The organism is Chlamydia sp. 12-01, assembly GCF_042234205.1.
GTDB lineage: Bacteria > Chlamydiota > Chlamydiia > Chlamydiales > Chlamydiaceae > Chlamydia.
Window position 1 is genome coordinate 201,392 of record NZ_CP114174.1, and the last position, 20,040, is coordinate 221,431.

Here is a 20,040-nt window from a genome sequence, read left to right on the forward strand (position 1 = left end):
TAAGCTTTTCAAGACTCTATCACTTGATTATTATAGCAAAACTTGACAAAAGCAGCTAAAAATTTTGAGATAACAGAGTTCTATCAAACGATAAAAAATTATTTACTTTTTAAAATAGCGCAAAAAAGCACCCTAAGTTTATTTATAGAAAGATTTTCTATTTTTAGACATTCACTCCGTTGCCTTAGACACTACCTAATCGCAGAAACCTGATAATTTTTTTTTCAAATCTACACATCTATCTATCAGAACAAAGTAAAAACGGTGTGTCCTGAAAATTGAGGGTAAAATATTTTACCAATTGTTGATTTTCTCTGTTTCTTCATTCCTAAACGTTAAAATGCGATCTAATTTAGGTCTTTTGAATTAAACATTACGTATATTAACTGTGAATCAAATAAAGAACCTAAAAACATTACTTTATCTGATCTTAAACAAAATGAAAAATCCTTTTGAAAACGTTTTAAATAATCCTCTTTATTAATGCAATAATTTTAATCCAGAAGGAAACCATCTCTGTAATATACCACGAGCCTTTATTCCTCTTTTAAGAATTTCAAAATAAAAAAAAGATTACTCATATAAATACATCTCATTTTTTATATATACACAGGATAGATAGTACGACTATAACACTACTAGAATAGGCTGAGACACCGATAGAGGGGTAAAAATCTGTAGAGAATCTACATAGATAGTTTTATGAACATTGAATGGGTCAATACTCAGTGATTTTTAAACTATATTGAATTGAATATGGGTAAGTGGGAGATATTTTTTACAGAGTAGTCAGGGACTATCTTAACAACAAGAAACAGGGGGCTTCCCCTGTTTCCTCAACACAAGAGAAAAACTCTTATTCTTGAGTTCCAGAATTTTCGTTTCCGCCTTCGCTTCCAGATTCATTTTCTGAATCGCCGTTTTCACTTACCTTCACATCATCACTATCGTCAGCAAACACAGTTGTTCCATAAGCACATGAAGAAGCTAAAAGAAGCGCTAAGATTAATTTTTTCATTTGTATTCTCCTTGTTGTATACACCAGATAAAAACACTCCTTCACCATGTCTAGAAAAACTAAAAGCATGGGAAAAATCAACACTGGCATAAAGGTTTCTATAAACTGTATGAAAAAATAAGAATAATGCGCAATTAAAAAACTATGATGATCCAGATGTTAATTATATGTTTCTCTCTATTTCAGGAATAAATAAACCCCGCATTATCTTGTGAATTAAACTGTTAGATTTTTCATATTTCTGACTTTATTTATTCAATAAGAATACCCTTCAGAAGCCATTTCTGACTCATTTCTGAAATTGGAAAAGAAAATGTTTTTACCCACTATACGGCATAGGTTTGTGTTTGTAGTATGGATGTCCGTCTAAAAATATGACTTCCTGATCTAAAGTTTCATATGTTTCAGATTCGCATTCCAAACTACTATTATCAATCACTTTCACATCATCACTATCGTCAGCAAAAACAAACGTTTCACAAACACATGAGGAAGATAAAAGCAACGCTAAGATTATTTTTTTCATTTGATTCTCTTTTTATATTCCAAATAAAAACACTTTGTTCTCATGTCTAGAACAACTAAAAACATGAGAACAACAGTGTATAAATTATCTAATCTTCCCAGCATTCTCCTCCAGAGCAAGAACCTCCTTCACATCCGCCTTCTTCTTCCTCCTCACCTTCTGCTGAACAAGAAATTCTATCAAAAGATGCTTCTAGGCTAAATACACGCTGTGTTGCACAAGAAGTTAATAATAAAAATGCTATTATAAGTTTTTTCATTTTACTCTCTTTAATTTAAGTTAAGCTAATCACATGCTCACTATATTCTTAAGACAAATTATATATAATGGATGCTATTAAGAAACGAATATCGTTTTCTCTTCTTTTTGCTGTGGCAATAGATAAAGCCCATAGAGAAGAATCAAAATACCCAGAAGTAGAGAAAGTATCGCCACAGGAATGGGCATTAATCCTAAAGAAATACATCCTTGAATGAACATCTCAGAAATTGCACACGATGTAAAAACGACATAAACTGCTCCAGATCCACATAACGCTAGGACGAGACCAAAAATAGCCACAGCACTGGCTATTTCGTAACGGGTACGAACGGAAAAACGTGCCCGCCACGAAATACTCATCCTGTCACAAAGACTATTTCGCATTATCGTATCATTACTGATATCAATACTTTTCATAAATAAGATACTCTATAGACTAGGGGAACTATTATAAAGAATAAGAAGAAAAAATTAATAACTATTGTATTCTATTCCATAGAATTTAATTAGTTTTCTTGATTTTTTGTAATCTCTTTTTTTCAATTCTTCATATATACGCAAACCTTTAGCATTCATCCCCTGTTGAAAATAGAGAATACCTAGCTTAGTCATAGTTTCTACATCAGCAGGTTTTAATTTGAGAATCATTTCGTATTCTTGAATTTCTTCTAAAGGCATCTGTAAATCGTGATAACTATAAGCTAACTGCGCATGTACCCAAGCATTACCTGGAGCATATTCATTTAAAATTTTGAATTCCTCTATTGCACGCTGAGCTGTTGTGAAAAATTTTTCTTGAACTTCTTCTCCGTACCTTCCTGGAGGGACCCAGTAATTGGCATCAAATTCGGGATACTTTCTTGGATCAGCATAGAGTCCAGAAAGAGCGACATACGCGTCGGCAAGGGATACATGAGCTCCGAGATCTACAGGAATGGATTGTACGACCTTGATGTAAGCATCTATAGATTTTTGTAATAAACATTCTCTAAACAGAAAATAATCTTTCCAGAAGCAAAAACAGCTAAATTTCCTCATAAAATCATGTTGAGGAAGAAAACCTAGTATACTGGATAAGAGAGAGTATTCTTGATTCTGTAGATCTATAGCGAGCTTTGTCGCAGAGGAAGCTAAATGCGTTTGTTCTTCAACAACGTTTTGTTTCCCTTTAAATAGAGCTTGAGCATGCCTTAAGTAACTCGTTGCTAGATCTTCAAAGAAGTCTGGTTTCCCTGATAATATGTATAAACGTGCAACGAGACAAACAAATAAGGTTAAAAAGAAACACGCCAAGCAAAAAGCGGGGACGATAGTTTTCCCTGAAAATAGGAAGAAATAAAGAAATACACCTAGTTCTACAGCCATTAATAATAAACATCCGAACAATAATAGATTATGCCGGATAAGATATTGACGTAATTTTTGGTGTGTTTTTTTACATAAAGCTTCTAGAGTTGGGAGAGCATTATTTAACTTCATGTATCTTACAAACTCATCTTAATTTTATGGGAAATTATGCAACTAATCGTTTTAATGCAATAGCTCCTATTATTAAATAATAAAGCTTGTTACTATGGTTTCTGCTTATCTATTAGCAAATTTTGGCGGTCCTCGTCATTCCAATGACATTGAAGTTTTCCTAACTTCATTACTTACAGATCGTGATGTTACTGGGGGATTTCTTCCCTCTTTCATTCACAAACGTTTATTTTCATTTATCGCTAAAAAACGCACGCCTAGGGTTCTCCCCCAATACAATTGTATCGGAGGGTTCTCCCCCATATATCAAGATACAGAATCACTTGCAGAAACTTTATCGTCGCATTTAGATGCTCCTGTAATTACTTTTCATCGCTATTTACCTGATACACACCAGCACACAATTCAACAGTTAAAAGCTTTTGGAGATCGTCCAATTGTTGGTGTTCCCCTATTTCCACATTTTACTTATGCCGTTACAGGAAGTATTGTAAGATTTATCCACAACCAACTTCCGTCACTAAATATTTCTTGGGTATCTCATTTTGGAAATCACCCAGAATTCATTTCATGTATGATTGATCACATTCTGAAATTTTTACAATCCCACGATATCTCTACAACTGACTGCTGTCTATTATTTTCTGCTCATGGGCTCCCTATGAGATATGTGAACAAAGGCGATCCATACAACGTGCAGTGTGAAAAATCCTTCAGAGCTATTTCTGAAAGATTACCAAATATGGAAACACATCTTTGTTATCAGTCTAAATTTGGTCCTGGGAAATGGTTAACACCGTCAACAAAAGATATGTGCATAACATTAAAGACAGATAAAAAATATGTGCTCATCGTGCCTTTTGGGTTCACCTCAGATCACATAGAGACTCTTTATGAAATAGAAAAAGAGTACATATCTATACTTATAGATAGGAAGTATCAAGCTTTGCGTGTACCTGCTATTTACCAATCTCTTCAATGGGTAGAATCACTGGCAACTATTATTCAAAGCACACCGCATGTAGAGAAAAAGAGTTTAATAAAATCGTAACAAACTAAGGAAGACGGTATTGCTGTTTGATAGCCTGATATTTACCAGAGCGCATACTTTTTACCAGTCCCATATTAAAACCTTCTAATAAGTTATTCTTCTCACCACGAAGAACTACTAGCCTTAAACCATCTTGATTTAAAGGTTGGGAAATGATTTTTAAACGTCCTTTATATGCTGTATCTATCAGAGCTGTGACTTCTATAACAGGAGCCAATAAGGCATCATAACAACCAGAAGATAAAGCTTCTAAAGCTATAGGCACATGTTGATAAGGACTTAAAACAGCATCGGGAATATCTTGACCTACAAGTACTGAAGAATCGAACTTATATACTCCTATGAGCTTCCCTCGAAGATCTTGTATAGACTTATAAGGAGATCCCTCAGAAACAACAAGCACAGGTCCTGTAAGTAATATAGGATCAGAAAATTGATAATGATCTAGCATTTCTGCTGTTGGTAAAATCGATGTGAAGGCTCCTGCTGTCTTTTGATCATCAAGATTTTCAAACAGGTGAATCCAATCTTGATTCACAATATTGATATTGAGATTCTCACGGTAGTTAATCTCAGATACAAGATCATTAAGAAAAGCGTTAATATTCGCTGTGTAAATTCCAAATTGTTTTGGAAACCAAGTAGTATCTCTTCCTACCAGTAATTCCTTCTTTTCTCTAGAACATCCTAGAAAAATCAAAGGTAAGAAACACAAAAGAGCTAGGAAATATAGCTTTGAGGAATTCTTGATTTTCACGCTAACTCACGCCTCGGATTCCAGACTTATTTTTCGCATCATATTCTACAAAAGAAATTTTATCCAGTATGCTCTCCAAGATAAACTTTGAATAAAAACTTTTTGAAAGAATAGCCAAAGGGCTAATAAAGATACTTATCAAAACAGAAAACATACCAGCTGTTTAATGTTAAGAATTTTATGGATTTTTTTACGGCACTAATGAGAACTGTCTTCGAAGACATATTCTGATAGAAATGTTCCCCCTAGCTTTCTTCTATGTTTTAGCACTAAACCTTCAATGAGAATGGGATCCACAGAAGCGTTTTCTAAGAATAGTAACCCTTGCTTATCTAAAAGCTCTCCTAAAACAATATCGTGTAATATTGCTGCAAGATAACGATTTTCAAGATTATACGGTGGGTCTATGTAAATGAGATCAAAGGACATGTCCTTTTTAGTCAGTCTCTGAATTGCAGATCTTGCTTCTTGTTTTATGATTGTAATCGGTAGCTCAGGATTCAGTAATTGGCTATTTGCCCGAATTAAACGTACAGATTGTGCGGAAGAATCTACAAAAGTCACTGAAGAAGCTCCACGACTTAAAGCTTCAAAACCTATAGATCCAACTCCAGAAAAGAGATCTAAAAATACAGCGTCTTCGATATAAGCTGCGCAGATATTAAATACTGCTTCTTTGACGACTCCACAGGTAGGACGTACTGAGGGGTTAGAAAAAGTTTTTAAAGATTTCCCTTTGTATTTACCTGCAAGAATTTTCATTTTATAACCTGGGGAATAAAATCTATATAATCAGCAGCAACTAACCTATAGTCTATGTTGCGAATGATTCCGAATCCTTCTAAAGGAGAGCGGACTTTATGCATATGACCAAATAAGCAATGCGATACTCTTCCATCGGCTTCCAGCATTTGTGATACAGGTCCTGGAGTACCATTGCTACTGATAGGTGGGTAGTGGGTTATAACAATAATCTGATCAACATCCTTGGGAACAGCTTCTAAAGCTCTTTGCAATCTCCCCAGTTCTCTCGAGAAAATTTTCTCATCCCGTTCACTATAATGCCGTTCTTTTTCTGGAAGAGGAGATTGGAAAGATTCGGGAGCTATACGTATTGTAGGACTATCCCAAAGTCTTACTCCCACAATAGCTTTCCTAGGATGGAATAGAGAAAAACCTTGCGATAGATAATGCAAATTTTCAGGAAGAATTCGTGATATTTTAGTTGCTGATGCGGAACTCCAGTAATCATGATTCCCACGAATCATATACTTAGTTCCGGGGAGAGAACCTATGAAAGCAAAATCTTCTTTTGCTTCTTCGATATGCATAGCCCAAGAAATATCTCCGGGAAGTAATACTATATCCTCAGAAGTTACTGTCTCTTCCCACCTTTCACGGATTTTCTCATGATAGGAGATCCAGGGTTCACCGAAGACTTCCATTGTCTTTTCAGGAACTCCGATAGCCAGGTGTAGATCCGCTATTGCGTATATCTGCATAAGGAAGATGATCCGTGCGTTGTCACTATAGGAATAGTTTACTGGATATGCGGCTAAAATCTCGATGGATAAAAACATTCCAGGCTATTTTTATTAATTATAAAAATCGCCTATCAGAAAGTATAGTTATCAGGAATTCTGGTTCCTCGAGGAATAATAATAATCCCATCCCTAACTACTAGCTTCCCATCGGGAGAATCATAATCCCTATATCCTTGGATATTCGTGAGTTTTACTCCATTACCAATTCTACAGTTCTCATCGATTATTGTTTTATAAATCTCACAATTATCTCCAATACCTAAAGTATTTTGATGGGGACTTCCATAACGGTCATTTCCCATAACAATAGAATGATCGATAATAGAGTTTTTTCCTATCACACCACGAATTCCCACAACGCTGTGGGATACATTACTAGAATCAATAACAGAGCCTTCACAAAGTAATGAGCTGGAAATCATAGAATCTGTAACTATAGTCCCGGGAAGATGATGATTCTTACTATAAATCATTCCCCCATCGTCATAACAATTCAATCCCCGAACTTGAGGTTGAGGTTTTTGTGTTAGAGCAATATTTGCTTCGTAATAAGATTCAATCGTTCCGATATCTGTCCAATAGCCATCGTAAAGGAATGTCTTTACCGATCCACGTTTCATTTGAGCTTGAATAAGATGCTTACCAAAATCATCACCCTGTTCTTCTAGAAGTAGTTGAAATAGGCTGTCCCTTCGGAAAAGGTAGATCCCCATATTCCCTAAAAAATTTCCATATTGAGGATTCAGCCTATGCTTACGACAATCCTCGGAAGATAACCGAAACCGATTTAAAATCTCTTCTTCCTGAGGTTTTTCGTAAAAGTCTAAGAGATTTGCATCTTTATCTATCTGTAAAACTCCCATTCTTGAGGCATCTTTTTCTTGAATAGGTTGTGCGACTATTACCATGTCAGATTGCACGGATAGAGCGTAGTCCACAACCTTACGAAAATCCATATTGTATAATTGATCTCCGGATAGAATTAGGAAATATTCTATCCCTGTATCTTCTAAATACAAGAGATTCTGACGAATAGCATCAGCAGTTCCTTGATACCATATCTGACTTCCATCTCTACCCTCTGGAGCAAGAAGATGTATCTGATCTTGAAGTACTCCATGATAGAAATATGTCTTCACAAGATGCTGCTGTAGTGTGTAGGTAAGATATTGACCTATCACAAAAATCTTAGAAAATCCTGAAGCTATTGCATGTGAGATTGGCACATCAATAAGCTTGTACCTCCCTCCGAACGATACAGTTGGTTTACAGCGCCAATAAGTTAGAGGAGATAATCTCTTCCCTTCACCGCCGCACAAAACAACAACACCAACCTTATCTCGATAAAAATGAGAAGCCTGATAACTTGGGGGATAGCCCTGAAAATCGTTTTCTATCATTTGCCCTGCCTTCTGTAATCCCAATTTTAAATTAGAATCAAATAAAAAGGCTACACAAACTAACTAGAATATAATTAGATTAATTTAATAATAAAAACCAAGCTTTTGTTATTAAATAGAATAAAAATGAATAATTATTAAAAAGTTTCTATAAGCGCTGTGGCAACAGCGGCGTCTTCCTCTTTTAATTGACATTTGGAAAGTAGGGCTCTGACGAGTTCTTCTAGGGTAAATACGGATCTTAATTTTATTCCCGCGTCTTTTAAGGTATCTCCACCACCAACTTGTCTATCTAGAAAAACCAAAGATTCTCGGATATTTAAACCTTCATCCTCTAAAGCTTTAGCGGTATCTAAAATTGAGCGCCCAGAAGCAATAACATCATTAATTACTAAGCATGTCTGTCCTGGAGAAAACAAACCTTCAACCTTAATTCTATCTTCTTGACTTGGGCATTTTAATTCTTTCCTTCTTAACACCATAGAAATGTTATATTTTAGTGATATACATGTAGCTAAAGCAAGGGCAGTATAGGGAACACCACACAATAGGCTACTATTAAAAGAAGGGCGTAAACGCCAAATCAACGAAGCAATAGTTTGTAAGACATCGGGACAAGAGATAACCAGACGCATATCGACATAAATAGGAGTTTTTTGACCATCTGATAAATTAAAATCACCGAATCTTATTGCTCCTATGCGGTATAGGTTACCCACAGCATGATCACGAAGCTGCTCTTCTTCAAAGCTCATCATTATCTGGTATCCTCATCGTTTTTTGACAAAATACAAAAACTCTCATTATAAGCATAAGGATATGCTTATTCGTTTATTTTTTGGTATTCCCCTAACTAAGGGTCTACAGGTAATTAACCAGCCTCCCTTAACTGTGGCAATCTTTCAAAGAAAAGAATACTTAGGGATCTACAGTCCTGCTGAGGTTTCTTTACAGGTTGCAAAACTCAATACGTATTACCATCAGGCTCAGAAAATCTTAGAAAAGGTAATTCAAGGAAAATATCTCACCGAAAAAGAGATTTCTTTGATTATCTTCCCAGAAATTCTCATCGGTAAATAAATAAAGCTGAAACTAAACAGAACATCCTAAGGTTTCTACCTTTCTGCCAATACGTCAGTAGAGCTAACTCTTCCGTCAACATGACAAAAAGTTTATAAAACCTTTTAATTGATAAAAAGATCAATCATTCCGAGATCTTCCAAATCGTAAGATGTGATTAGAAAATGTACACATGAAAAACAAGGTCTACAGTCTTATAAATAAGACCGTAGGCTTCTCACTGACTATTTCTGGTATTTTAATAAAACAGAAACAAGGTGATCTTGTAATTTATTCTTTTAAGGAAAGTAGAAATTCTGCGTTGCTATTCGTCTTCTTTAATCTACCTAACAACAGATGCATAGCATCAATAGCAGTAAGATCAGCAATTGCTTGACGGAAGAGATAGACTTTTTCTAACTCACTAGGATGATAAAGTAGTTCTTCTTTTCTAGTACCACTCTTAATGAGGTCAATCGCAGGGTAGGTTCTTCGATCAGAAAGACGTCGATCAAGTACAAGTTCCATATTTCCTGTACCCTTAAATTCTTCGAAAATCACTTCATCCATTCGAGATCCGGTATCGATCAAAGCAGTAGCTAGAATAGTTAATGATCCTCCGCCTTCAATATTTCTAGCGGCTCCAAAAAATCTCTTTGGTTTATGTAAAGCACTAGCGTCTACACCACCTGTCAAAATCTTTCCAGAATGCGGTTGTACAGTGTTGTAAGCTCGAGCTAAACGTGTAATAGAATCGAGAAGGATAACAACATCCTTTCCGTGTTCAACTAGACGTCGAGCCTTTTCTATAACCATTTCCGCAACTTGAATATGTCTCTCAGGCTGCTCATCAAATGTAGAGGCAACAACCTCACCACGTACCTGACGAATCATATCAGTAACTTCTTCAGGACGCTCGTCGATAAGCAAAACAATTAAAACAATATCTGGATTATTGACAGCTATAGCATGTGCTATGCTTTGTAAGATAACAGTCTTCCCGGAACGTGGAGGAGCTACAATAAGTCCTCTTTGACCCTTCCCAATGGGAGCTGTGAGATCTAGAACTCTTTCAGCAAGATGCTCTTTCCCCATTTCCATAACAATTCTTTCATTAGGATATAGAGGAGTGAGGTTTTCAAACAAAACTCGTTCCTTAGCTTTGTCTGGGGTAGATCCATTAATTTTATCTACCTTTAGCAAGGCAAAATACTTTTCCTTCTCTTTTGGAGAACGTATTGTACCTATAATTGTGTCTCCCTTCTTTAGGTCAAATCTGCGGATCTGAGCTGGGGAAACGTAAATATCTTCAGCAGAAGGAAGATAGTTATAAGTAGGAGATCTTAAAAAACCAAACCCGTCGGGGAGAACCTCTAAAACTCCTTCCCCAATCAAAAGCTCATCTGAACGCTCAGACTTCGCTTTAACAATCTCAAATACTACTTGAGATTTAGTAAGAGACCCGATGTTCTTCACTCCATATTGACGAGCTAATACATTTAGCTCTTCAATCCCCATCCTTTGCAACTTGGCAATTTTTGTAATAGTTACCGGTTGATTTTCATCAACTGTATCCGCAACTACCGCACATTCCCCCGCAAAAGACTTCTCTTGCAACACAGGACACGTATGTTTTTTATTCTCTTTCACCTTTGGCAAGACTTCTGAAGAACGTTCTTCTTTCATAATGCTCCCTTTAAAGCGTAAAAATATTCTTCGACTTTATGACGTAATTCTTCTTTAGTGCCGTTATTTTCTATAATAATATCGGCGTGCATCATTTTCTCTTCATGAGAAGAAAACCGAGCACATCTCTGATAAAAATTTAAATCAGAACAATTAGTTTTTTTGGTAAACCTTTCCCTACGAATATTCTTATCTGCTGTAATAAGAATTACACGATCAAACCATCTCGCATAATGTATTTCGTACAACAAAGGCACCTCAGCAATGAACAGAGGGTACTTTCGCTCTTGAGCGACTTGACAATACTTCTCTTCAATAATTCGACAAACTTCAGGATGTAAAATAGCTTCTAAAGCTTGTAGAAGAACTAAATTATCAAAAACTTTCTCTGCTATGACTTTTCTATCGAATGCATTGTCAATAACAACTTCTGATCCCAGAAGATCTATAACGCGACGACCTATATGCGAATGAGGAACAAGGAAACTATGCGAAACTTTATCAGCACTAATTACATAGGCACCCAAATCTTGAAAAACTCTACACGCTTCAGTCTTTCCTGAAGAGAGATCCCCTGTAATAGAAACTTTTAGTAATTCTAACATTCTGCCCAATTTTTTCCAATTAAGATATTCACAACTAATGGGACAGATAAAATCATTGCAGATTCCATTATATCACGCACTAAAGTTTGCATTTCTTCTCTTTCTTCTTCAGGAACTTCAAAAATCAATTCATCATGTATCTGTAATAACATACGACTTCTTAATTTATGTTTCTCCAACGCATCAGAGAGTTGTAACATTGCTAATTTTATCAATTCAGCAGCACTACCTTGTATGCGAGTATTAACAGCAAGACGGCCCGAAGCAGCGCGAGAGTTAGAAAACTCTGTCCAATTATCTATTATCCTTTCTCTTCCTAGTAACGTTTTCACTCGTAAATTTTCACAAGCTTGACTCACCGTTTCATGGATAAAACGGGCTACTTTAGGATAACGATCAAAATATGCATCTATTAACTTTTGAGCTTCGGAAACACTGATTTTTAAAATCTTTGACAATCCATAGGCTTGTTGCCCATAGATAATACCGAAATTCACAGTCTTTGCTTGCATGCGCTGTTGTTTAGTGACTTCTTCTAATGGCACATGAAATACCTGAGAGGCTGTAAATGTATGCACGTCTTCTCTCGACTCAAAGGCCAGTCTCAACGACTCATCTTGACTCAAATGTGCCAGAAATCTTAACTCAATTTGAGAATAATCTGCAGATAAAAAATAATTATTCTCATGCGTATTACAGAAGGCTTTCCTTAATAATCTTCCTCTTTCAGAACGTATAGGAATATTTTGTAAGTTTGGATCCTGACAAGCCAATCTTCCCGTTACCGTACCCATTTGATTAAATGTAGGATGAATTCTAGAAGTATGAGGATCTACTTGTCTAGGAAGAGCTTTCACATAGGTAGAAAGTAGCTTTTCAACAGCTCTGAATGCTAAAATTTTCTCAATAATTTCATGTTCCCCTGACAAAGCTTCCAAAACTTCTGCCTTAGTAGATCGAGTCTTATCTATAGGTGTCAAGCCAAGTTTATTATATAAAATGTCTGACAATTGCTTAGGAGATTTAATATTGAAGGGGGCTCCGGCTAGTGTATAGATATCATCAGTAAGAATCGCTAACTCTCCTGATAAAATTCTCTCAAGCTCTTGAAGGTCTGTAACATCTAAAGGCATCCCATTTCTTTCGATAGCAAAAAGAACCTTCTCCAAAGGCATTTCCATATTAAAAAAAAGATCTTCTACTTTTTTTATTTTCAATTCCTCTAGTAGAGATTGTTTTATCCTGGGCAAATGAGAAACAAATTCTCCAAAATATTGAGCGGGATTCGCCGGAGACTTTAGTATGGGCAGGCTTAGCTGTCCCCATTCCTTTCCATATCTACCCGCAGAACTGATCAATCCTTGATTAACAAGAAGCGTTTGATAAGATATTTTCGCTCCTCCGTTAATCAAATGTTCTGCTAAGGCTAAATCAAGAGCTATATTATTGACGTGAATACCTGCATTTTTTAATGCGTGATTATCTCTCTTTATATTGTAACCATAAAATTTAGTATCTTCTCTTCTGAAGAAATCTTTTAGTGGGGTGAGAACATCGTCTAAAGCGTTCTCTATATCAACATAATAGACATCATTGTCGCAAGCTAATGCCACTCCCATTAACGTTAGGGAGGGAAGAAAGCTTCCCTTATATCCAACAGAAAAAGCGACACTCTTTCCGTGTAAAATAGGTAGTATGTGAGTTAGCTGCTTACTATTATTGACTATTTCTACATCTACATTAGATTCTTCCTTGACCTGCTGCACCAAGGTTTTAAAGCCCTGCCGCATATAGAAGGTATTCATGTCTTCCTGACACACTTCGTGCAAAGGAAACTCTAAAGCATTTATTGTTATAGGAAGAGGTATGTCATGATTTAATACCGCAAGATCTTTACTTAATAATAAAATTTCTCTTTGCTCTGAGATCATCTTATGAATAGATCCTGTCAACTCATCAAGATGTTCCAAAATACCCTCTACAGAATGATATTTCTGCAAAAGGGATGTTGCTTTCTTAGGCCCACAACCAGACACTCCAGGAATGTTATCAGAAGTATCTCCAACTAAAGCTAAGTAATCAGGTATTCTATTTGATGGAATCCCGTAGATATCTATAACACGATTTTCATCGATTTCCGGTTGATCTTTCCAGGGATTCATAGCTACGATGTTGGGGCCGATTAGTTGAAGTAGATCCTTATCCGCAGTACATATGCAAACTTCATATCCTTCTGAAATTGCTTTCTTTGTGACACTAGCTATTACATCATCAGCTTCGACACCCTCGACTGCTAGGTAAGATAATCCAAGTAAACTACAGTATTCTTTAACTACAGGAATTTGTTGGTAGAGATCTTCTTCTTTCTTCTCTCGATTACTTTTATAATCAGCATAAATTTCTCTACGACTTTGTTTATTATTTGGACCGTCAAATACGGCTACCATATGATTAGGAGAGAATTCTTTGATTAATTTATTAATAGAACGAATAAATCCGAAAACCGCTTGCGTTCCTTCTCCAGAAGAATTTTTCATATCTGGGAGAGCAAAATATGCTCTGAAAATAAATCCTGAGGCATCTAAGATAAAGATCTTTTTCACTGATTCTCTCCGCTTACTAATTAATCAGAATCACGACTCCAAGTAATAAAATGTACTTGTAGAATTATCTAGATTAGGGAGTAACTCATGTTGAATCTTTCCTGTAATTAATGGGCTATTAGTTATTGATGACATAACTTTTTTCAACCAACCATCACTTCCTAAACCGATCACACGGTAGTTATTTTCAATTTTGCAATCAGCGACTAAATCTTGAAGCACTTGCTGTTTAGTTACATTTACAACATCAATATAACCTTCTTCTAAAGCTTTTTCAGGTGAGTATAAACGCGCACCTAAAACACTAACTAACTTATCTTTAGTCAATAATGGACGATTCATTGCAACAATATCAACAAATTGACCATAAAGATAATCGATGATTTCTTGTCGGATTTCACGATCTTTAGTTGTCCATTCCGTATAAGGGTTCATAGGAGCCTTGTCTTTTCCAGCTGTAAGCAAGTCACTTTGCACACCATAGCGAGATAAACCTTCTTTTACATTAAAATATGGTCCAGAGAGCACTCCTACGGAACCTATCAAAGAAGAAGGTGTGGAATAAATTTTATCTGCAGCACATGCAACATAATATCCGCCAGAAGCACAAAGACCATTCACAAAAACATAAACAGGACAATTTGTACGTTGTTTCCAGAATTGAATCGTTGAATATATACGGGCGATCTCAAATACTTCTCCTCCAGGACAATCCATATCAATGATTATGCCCTTCACTCTATCTTTATAAGGTGTAGAATCTAGTGTTGTAATGGCATCTTGAATAATTTTTGCTGTATGCTTGTTAGAGGAAATAACATCCTTCATTTCTAATACAGCAATAATTGGCGCCTCTTTACCCAGATCCCTCACCTCACCCTTAGCATCGGGCATATTGACAAATTGAGAATCATTCATTCCAGAGGTAGAAACAACTAACATCAAAGTAACAAAGAAGGCAAGAACTACCCCTAGAGATAAACCTAGAATCGATAGGAAGCCTTTAGACAAAAAATGCCAAAACGTTTTCATAAATACCCGTAACATCAAAAATTTATAGAACAAATAAATAAGGTATGTGAGGAAAAGCTTAAAGATCAAAAAAAATATGAATAAAAGGGCTTAAAAGCCCTTTAAGTTATAGCGTAGCTACTTCTTCTTTATTAGAATTTTCTCCCGTAGTCGCACTAACAGCCACTTCAGATGCAATTAAGTCTGAATCTGAACTTGCAGCAACAGCAGCAGCTTCTCTTATGTTGTACTCTCTTCCTATGAAAGCAACAACAGCAATCCAAACCACCATAATCAAAAGAAGTACTACGGCAATCACATTGAGACTCGCAGCGACGGATGAAAAGATAATCAACAACCCTTGATAAATCAATGAGCCTCCTGATTTCCCTATCCGAGATACAACACCATCAATAGCGGCCTTACCAAAGTTTTTCTGATCATTAGGTAAAGGAATAAATGCCATTTCCTTAGTCTGATCAAAGAATGTAAACTTAGCAGCACGAGAAAATACGTTTTGCATCCCGCCTATCCAAGCTGCTATGGCTAAAGGAGCCATGTTGAAAAACCCACCAAAAATCATGATGTCTCTCTTCACAGCAAATACAGCGCCAAAGAATAGTAAACCAGTTACCAGCATAACAATCGGAGTAGTCAATGCCCCTACTGTCCAACCCCACTTTCGAATACTTTGTCCAGTAAGGAAAAGAGCGGCGCAGACAGATACGATCCCTATCAATGTAGTAATTCTACTCATGTAGCTATTGAACTCAACGTGGGAGCTATAAATTTGGCTAACTTGATCTTTCCACACTACTTCAAACAAGTGAATAACAAGGTTATAGGATAAAACTATAACAGCAAGACCTAGCAAGTAACGGGAGCGAATGAGATACAGGAAGAGGCTTTTCGCCTTAGTTTTTGTCTTTTTCTTAGCTTTTATACTAGCCACGCTCTCCTCAACTTGAGGCGGTTCCTCCGATAGAGAGAAGGCTGTAGAGAAATTATATGTGTGTTGTGTAAGGAAGTGAACTTTTTTATAGAGCCAGATCGTACACAATCCGGCTAAAACGATTAAAATGGTGAGGTTCATCATAACCTCATGCCACTTATCCTTAACGAAAGGATAAACAAAAAGTGAGTGTTTACCCATCCAATAGGAAATTTCACCAGCAAATATGGAGGAAAGATTCAGCCCGGTATTAATTAAGGCATAGAATCTCCCGGCTTCCTTCACGCTAGTGACTTCGTTAGCCAATCCCCAAAACAGCGTTGAAAGAACTACCGAACTCCATAGTTCTGACATCACGTAATATAGACTGTAGCTCCAATAGCGAATCATCACAATGAATCCACGTAAGCCCTGTGGCAATAGCTCCTGTAATCTATCTGCAAAAGAATGCAAATGTAGAGCATCCCCCATCGGGTAAATTACCACGGCAAATAAGAAAAAGAAACCTAGAAAAGTACCTATGAAGGAATAAAAAACGGTGTCTCTAGGACACCGATTACTTAACCAACCGTAGATCATTGTAACAATAACGGCTCCAGGAACTATCCCCCAGACTTTCAAGAACGGTATAACTTCCGCACCCGCGTCAGATCCTACCACCACTAAAGTATCTTTCATACTTTTTAGGAGGCTATAGTTAAATCCCACGAAAAAAGCTAGCCAGAAAAGAGGAATAAATTTGGGGAATTCTGATCGATATATGGGGCAAAAGTACGCCCGCAGTCTTGAAAAGGGTTTCATCTCTGATGACTGCATAAACTCCTTCCCAAAATTATAGAGCATAAAGATTTGTAAACAGATAATAAATCATGCCTAAAAGACTTTGAACCCGTACAGTTCTTATAATACTTGTTGCTGAGCAAACGGCAAGGCATATTTTAAAAGACTATGACAAATGTAAAGGACCATTGTAGCGAAACACTGCCTAAAATACAAGTTGTTCCTACGAGATCCTCCCACTCTTTTTTTAAATAAAAAACTTACTAAACCTTTCAGTCGAGACACTGCTTTTTGTAATCTATTACTCTCTCTAGGAAGTAAAGAAATCCGAGAATAATTAATGGCATCAGCCCAATTACAGGGATTCGCACACCTGCAGTGACCCCGAGTAAAATAATAAATTGAACCACTGTAAAAATCTTTCCAAAGAAAAGAGCTCGGTAATCATAGCCCTTCCACCCCCTAACAACAGAGAGATAGATCGCAAATAGCACTAAAAAAATATCTCTAGCAAAAATAAGGAGGAGGTGTTCGGGAGACAAGGACCTTTCCCAGTAAAGGATAGCAACGCAAACAAAAACAAAGAATTTATCAGTAAGGGGGTCCAACATAGAACCGAAACGGCTAGTAGCCTTATAACGACGAGCGAGATAACCGTCTAAAACATCGCTAGCCATTGCACCTAAAATAACTAGTAAGCGTAGATGAATCTTTTCTTGGTAAAAGAATAGGGCTAGCCATATACGTGATAGAGAAAGTAAGTTACAAAATTGTCTCATGGTTTTGGCTAACGTGATCTTTTTAAGGAATCTTAATATAATCTAAAAGAGCTTATTATAGGATATGCCAACTCTACAGGCAAGAAGAGAGTTCTCCTCTCCAACAACCGTTTCTTAGATTATCTTATATTGATACCTATTTGATATTTTAGAAAAATTTTAAAGAAAAAGAGCAACTAATTAACTTTATTATGGTCTCTATTAGAAAAATTCGGAAAGAGAGGGATTCGAACCCTCGGTACCCTTTAGAGGTACGCGTCCTTAGCAGGGACGTACTTTCGACCACTCAGTCATCTTTCCTTAGTAAAGGTGTATCTAGGTCACCCCAGAAAAACTTTCACCACCTTCTTATTCAATAAAGTAGAGTAATTCCTATCTTCAATGAAAGCAAGTTAACTTTTAGGACCCTATTCTTCAGATCATTCGATCTTTTAAGTCGCTTAAAAGAGAGTGAGACAAACTTGCATCCTATCCTTCAAAGGAAGAAACCGATTCTATTGTAAGTCAATATTAGTGATCTAGTAATTTCTATCTCTAATTCTCCAAATTTTTTCTGAATATTTATTATAGAAACTTTATTGACTTCCCCAACCTTTATGACTTGAGCATATATTTTCGATATCCTAACCTGATCTCTAATGACGCCTGCACTTAGATCGCATCATAAAAACTATGTCGACTCAAATAGAAAAAACTTCTACTCCTACACTACCTAGTCCTCCCAATTCTAAAGAATCGGAAATGATTGTCCTAGGCTGTATGCTAACAGGAGTCAATTATCTTAATTTAGCAGCTAACCAACTCAACGAAGATGATTTTTACTACCTTGAACATAAAATCATTTTCCGAGTTCTCCAAGACGCTTTTAAACATGACAAACCAATAGACGTGCATCTTGCGGGGGAAGAACTTAAGAGAAGAAATCACCTTACGGTAATCGGGGGTCCCAGCTATTTAATCACCTTAGCAGATTTTGCAGGAACTGCAGCGTATATTGAAGAATATATTCAGATCATTCTTTCTAAATCGATTTTAAGAAAAATGATCCAAACAGCTAAGGAAATAGAGAAAAAAGCTACTGAAGAACCTAAAGATGTTGCTGTTGCTCTAGATGAAGCTCAAAACGCTTTATTTAAAATTAGTCAAACAACATCTCTCACGCAATATGTTCTTGTTGCCGACAAACTTCAGGGTTTTGCTTCTGCTCAAGAGAAACCCTTTCTAATACAATTACAAGAAAAACAAGAATTCTTCCAACAACACGCACAAAGTGGTGATGCCTTACCTATTTCGGGTATTCCCACGCATTTCATTGATCTAGATAAAATGATCAATGGTTTTTCCCAATCCAATTTAATGATTCTTGCAGCTCGACCTGCTATGGGGAAAACAGCTCTTGCTTTAAATATCGCAGAAAATATGTGTTTTCAAAGTCAACTTCCTATAGGAATTTTTTCTTTAGAAATGACTGTAGATCAGCTAATTCACAGAATCATATGTTCTCGATCTGAAGTAGAATCTAGGAAAATTAATGTAGGAGATTTATCCGGTCAAGACTTCCAACGCATTGTTTCTGTTGTGAATGAAATGCAACAGCATACTCTACTTATAGATGATCAACCCGGATTGAAAGTCACCGATCTTAGGGCTCGTGCTCGAAGAATGAAAGAAAGTTATGATATTCAATTTCTGATTATTGATTACTTACAACTTCTTTCTGGCTCAGGAACTCTACGCTCTGCAGAAAGTCGCCAAACAGAAATTTCAGAAATTTCAAGAATGCTGAAAACTTTAGCCAGAGAATTAAATATTCCTATTCTCTGTTTATCACAATTATCTAGGAAAGTAGAAGATAGAGCTAACCACAGACCTATGATGAGTGATCTCAGAGAAAGTGGAAGTATAGAACAGGACTCTGACTTAGTTATGTTTCTATTACGTAGAGAATATTATGACCCAAATGACAAGCCCGGAACAGCGGAACTTATAGTTGCTAAAAACCGTCACGGGTCTATAGGTTCTGTTCCTCTAGTTTTTGAAAAAGAGCTTGCGCGGTTTAGAAATTATGCAGCCTTTGAATTCAATGGATAAACGAAATTTTTTATAAAAAATCCGAATTGGATGTTATCAAAAAAATCTATTCTATTTCTCTAGATAGCCTCGACTAAAATCGTTAGTGGACCACAAAATATCTTTGTAGTAACATTTCTCTTGTTGTTTCCTGTGAGAAAAACGAATACCGCAATCCTAAGTTTACTTAGTGTGTTGAGACTGCGGAATAAAGCGAAACAGAGAAGCACGGTGTGCCTAATTAATTTTAGGTATCCAAGGAATGGTTCTAATTTAGATTTAGCTATTCCATTTGGCGATCTCTTTCATTGAGAAAAGATCGAATCACACACATATTCATACGCTAACAACAAAAAAGACTATGTCATCTGTTAAGAAAAAACGAAGACTTAAAATCGCTAAGCATAAGCGTAATAAAAGACGCCGAAGAGACCGTCATAAAAATAAATAATTGCTAGT

At 36.3% G+C, this 20,040-nt stretch carries 20 protein-coding genes and 1 tRNA gene; 4 read left to right on the forward strand and 17 right to left on the reverse strand.

Translation table 11 applies throughout. The features are described from left to right. Nucleotides 1-856: 856 nt before the first annotated feature. The 5 genes from O1W69_RS00780 to O1W69_RS00800 form a co-directional block, all read right to left on the reverse strand. On the reverse strand, nt 857-1,018 hold the full coding sequence (locus O1W69_RS00780; RefSeq protein ID WP_375793647.1) for a hypothetical protein: 162 nt from the start codon (nt 1,016-1,018) through the stop codon (nt 857-859). Nucleotides 1,019-1,337: 319 nt separating this feature from the next. Then, complete coding sequence (locus O1W69_RS00785) at nt 1,338-1,544, reverse strand: hypothetical protein (RefSeq protein ID WP_375793648.1); 207 nt, start codon at nt 1,542-1,544, stop codon at nt 1,338-1,340. Between the two features lie 88 nt (nt 1,545-1,632). Further along, the gene (locus O1W69_RS00790; protein WP_375793649.1) at nt 1,633-1,803 is read right to left on the reverse strand and encodes a hypothetical protein; all 171 of its coding nucleotides are present in this window, start codon (nt 1,801-1,803) and stop codon (nt 1,633-1,635) included. Nucleotides 1,804-1,880: 77 nt separating this feature from the next. Then, a complete protein-coding gene (locus O1W69_RS00795) occupies nt 1,881-2,222 on the reverse strand; it encodes a hypothetical protein (protein ID WP_375793650.1) in 342 nt (113 codons plus the stop codon). 54 nt (nt 2,223-2,276) lie between these two features. Further along, the gene (locus O1W69_RS00800; protein ID WP_375793651.1) at nt 2,277-3,284 is read right to left on the reverse strand and encodes a tetratricopeptide repeat protein; all 1,008 of its coding nucleotides are present in this window, start codon (nt 3,282-3,284) and stop codon (nt 2,277-2,279) included. Between the two features lie 94 nt (nt 3,285-3,378). Here O1W69_RS00800 and hemH point away from each other — a divergent pair, with 94 nt between their 5' ends. Then, entirely contained in the window at nt 3,379-4,335 is a 957-nt protein-coding gene (gene hemH / locus O1W69_RS00805; RefSeq protein ID WP_375793652.1) for a ferrochelatase, read from the forward strand. Nucleotides 4,336-4,339: 4 nt separating this feature from the next. Here the strand turns inward: hemH and O1W69_RS00810 are convergent, their stop codons facing one another. The 5 genes from O1W69_RS00810 to O1W69_RS00830 all read right to left on the reverse strand — a co-directional run bounded on the left by O1W69_RS00810 (nt 4,340) and on the right by O1W69_RS00830 (nt 8,794). Beyond that, nucleotides 4,340-5,092, reverse strand: a complete 753-nt coding sequence (locus O1W69_RS00810; RefSeq protein ID WP_375793653.1) for a transporter substrate-binding domain-containing protein — start codon at nt 5,090-5,092, stop codon at nt 4,340-4,342. A 198-nt stretch (nt 5,093-5,290) separates the two neighbouring features. Continuing rightward, on the reverse strand, nt 5,291-5,854 hold the full coding sequence (gene rsmD / locus O1W69_RS00815) for a 16S rRNA (guanine(966)-N(2))-methyltransferase RsmD (RefSeq protein WP_375793654.1): 564 nt from the start codon (nt 5,852-5,854) through the stop codon (nt 5,291-5,293). Continuing rightward, nucleotides 5,851-6,594 carry a metallophosphoesterase gene (locus tag O1W69_RS00820; RefSeq protein WP_375793975.1) on the reverse strand — a complete coding sequence of 248 codons (744 nt, stop codon included), beginning with the start codon at nt 6,592-6,594 and terminating at the stop codon, nt 5,851-5,853. Before O1W69_RS00820 ends, rsmD begins: the two co-directional genes overlap by 4 nt. 113 nt (nt 6,595-6,707) lie before the next feature. Further along, on the reverse strand, nt 6,708-8,036 hold the full coding sequence (gene glgC, locus O1W69_RS00825; RefSeq protein WP_375793655.1) for a glucose-1-phosphate adenylyltransferase: 1,329 nt from the start codon (nt 8,034-8,036) through the stop codon (nt 6,708-6,710). 137 nt (nt 8,037-8,173) lie between these two features. Further along, entirely contained in the window at nt 8,174-8,794 is a 621-nt protein-coding gene (locus O1W69_RS00830) for an orotate phosphoribosyltransferase (protein WP_375793656.1), read from the reverse strand. A gap of 61 nt (nt 8,795-8,855) precedes the next feature. Between O1W69_RS00830 and O1W69_RS00835 the strand changes: the two genes are divergently transcribed. After that, the gene (locus O1W69_RS00835) at nt 8,856-9,116 is read left to right on the forward strand and encodes a hypothetical protein (RefSeq protein ID WP_375793657.1); all 261 of its coding nucleotides are present in this window, start codon (nt 8,856-8,858) and stop codon (nt 9,114-9,116) included. Nucleotides 9,117-9,386: 270 nt separating this feature from the next. Here O1W69_RS00835 and rho read toward each other — a convergent pair whose 3' ends face one another. The 7 genes from rho to O1W69_RS00870 form a co-directional block, all read right to left on the reverse strand. Continuing rightward, nucleotides 9,387-10,613 carry a transcription termination factor Rho gene (rho, locus tag O1W69_RS00840; protein ID WP_020345855.1) on the reverse strand — a complete coding sequence of 409 codons (1,227 nt, stop codon included), beginning with the start codon at nt 10,611-10,613 and terminating at the stop codon, nt 9,387-9,389. A gap of 164 nt (nt 10,614-10,777) precedes the next feature. Then, a complete protein-coding gene (coaE, locus tag O1W69_RS00845) occupies nt 10,778-11,386 on the reverse strand; it encodes a dephospho-CoA kinase (protein ID WP_375793658.1) in 609 nt (202 codons plus the stop codon). Continuing rightward, a complete protein-coding gene (gene polA, locus O1W69_RS00850) occupies nt 11,380-13,989 on the reverse strand; it encodes a DNA polymerase I (RefSeq protein WP_375793659.1) in 2,610 nt (869 codons plus the stop codon). The genes coaE and polA overlap by 7 nt, the downstream gene beginning before the upstream one ends. 30 nt (nt 13,990-14,019) lie before the next feature. Beyond that, nucleotides 14,020-15,021: a S49 family peptidase gene (locus tag O1W69_RS00855; RefSeq protein WP_375793660.1), complete on the reverse strand. Its 1,002-nt coding sequence runs from the start codon at nt 15,019-15,021 to the stop codon at nt 14,020-14,022. Between the two features lie 106 nt (nt 15,022-15,127). Further along, entirely contained in the window at nt 15,128-16,768 is a 1,641-nt protein-coding gene (gene npt2 / locus O1W69_RS00860; protein WP_375793661.1) for an NTP/H+ exchange transporter Npt2, read from the reverse strand. Between the two features lie 236 nt (nt 16,769-17,004). After that, entirely contained in the window at nt 17,005-17,511 is a 507-nt protein-coding gene (locus O1W69_RS00865; protein WP_375793662.1) for a CDP-alcohol phosphatidyltransferase family protein, read from the reverse strand. 212 nt (nt 17,512-17,723) lie between these two features. Next, a tRNA-Ser gene (locus tag O1W69_RS00870) sits at nt 17,724-17,811 on the reverse strand. A gap of 372 nt (nt 17,812-18,183) precedes the next feature. Here O1W69_RS00870 and dnaB point away from each other — a divergent pair. Both dnaB and O1W69_RS00880 read left to right on the forward strand, forming a co-directional pair. After that, nucleotides 18,184-19,602 carry a replicative DNA helicase gene (gene dnaB / locus O1W69_RS00875; RefSeq protein ID WP_375793663.1) on the forward strand — a complete coding sequence of 473 codons (1,419 nt, stop codon included), beginning with the start codon at nt 18,184-18,186 and terminating at the stop codon, nt 19,600-19,602. Nucleotides 19,603-19,942: 340 nt separating this feature from the next. Next, entirely contained in the window at nt 19,943-20,032 is a 90-nt protein-coding gene (locus O1W69_RS00880) for an AURKAIP1/COX24 domain-containing protein (protein ID WP_072667724.1), read from the forward strand. The last annotated feature ends 8 nt before the right edge of the window (nt 20,033-20,040 follow it).

Bases quoted from the DNA above. Each gene is read 5' to 3' on its own strand.
- glgC (WP_375793655.1), bottom strand. From the start codon at position 8,036: ATGATAGAAAACGATTTTCAGGGCTATCCCCCAAGTTATCAGGCTTCT.
- O1W69_RS00865 (WP_375793662.1), bottom strand. From the start codon at position 17,511: ATGAGACAATTTTGTAACTTACTTTCTCTATCACGTATATGGCTAGCC.
- O1W69_RS00855 (WP_375793660.1), bottom strand. From the start codon at position 15,021: ATGAAAACGTTTTGGCATTTTTTGTCTAAAGGCTTCCTATCGATTCTA.
- O1W69_RS00820 (WP_375793975.1), bottom strand. From the start codon at position 6,594: ATGCAGATATACGCAATAGCGGATCTACACCTGGCTATCGGAGTTCCT.
- O1W69_RS00795 (WP_375793650.1), bottom strand. From the start codon at position 2,222: ATGAAAAGTATTGATATCAGTAATGATACGATAATGCGAAATAGTCTT.
- O1W69_RS00800 (WP_375793651.1), bottom strand. From the start codon at position 3,284: ATGAAGTTAAATAATGCTCTCCCAACTCTAGAAGCTTTATGTAAAAAA.
- coaE (WP_375793658.1), bottom strand. From the start codon at position 11,386: ATGTTAGAATTACTAAAAGTTTCTATTACAGGGGATCTCTCTTCAGGA.
- rsmD (WP_375793654.1), bottom strand. From the start codon at position 5,854: ATGAAAATTCTTGCAGGTAAATACAAAGGGAAATCTTTAAAAACTTTT.
- O1W69_RS00785 (WP_375793648.1), bottom strand. From the start codon at position 1,544: ATGAAAAAAATAATCTTAGCGTTGCTTTTATCTTCCTCATGTGTTTGT.
- O1W69_RS00830 (WP_375793656.1), bottom strand. From the start codon at position 8,794: ATGATGAGCTTTGAAGAAGAGCAGCTTCGTGATCATGCTGTGGGTAAC.
- hemH (WP_375793652.1), top strand. From the start codon at position 3,379: ATGGTTTCTGCTTATCTATTAGCAAATTTTGGCGGTCCTCGTCATTCC.
- rho (WP_020345855.1), bottom strand. From the start codon at position 10,613: ATGGGGATTGAAGAGCTAAATGTATTAGCTCGTCAATATGGAGTGAAG.
- O1W69_RS00780 (WP_375793647.1), bottom strand. From the start codon at position 1,018: ATGAAAAAATTAATCTTAGCGCTTCTTTTAGCTTCTTCATGTGCTTAT.
- O1W69_RS00835 (WP_375793657.1), top strand. From the start codon at position 8,856: ATGCTTATTCGTTTATTTTTTGGTATTCCCCTAACTAAGGGTCTACAG.
- O1W69_RS00790 (WP_375793649.1), bottom strand. From the start codon at position 1,803: ATGAAAAAACTTATAATAGCATTTTTATTATTAACTTCTTGTGCAACA.
- O1W69_RS00880 (WP_072667724.1), top strand. From the start codon at position 19,943: ATGTCATCTGTTAAGAAAAAACGAAGACTTAAAATCGCTAAGCATAAG.
- dnaB (WP_375793663.1), top strand. From the start codon at position 18,184: ATGTCGACTCAAATAGAAAAAACTTCTACTCCTACACTACCTAGTCCT.
- npt2 (WP_375793661.1), bottom strand. From the start codon at position 16,768: ATGCAGTCATCAGAGATGAAACCCTTTTCAAGACTGCGGGCGTACTTT.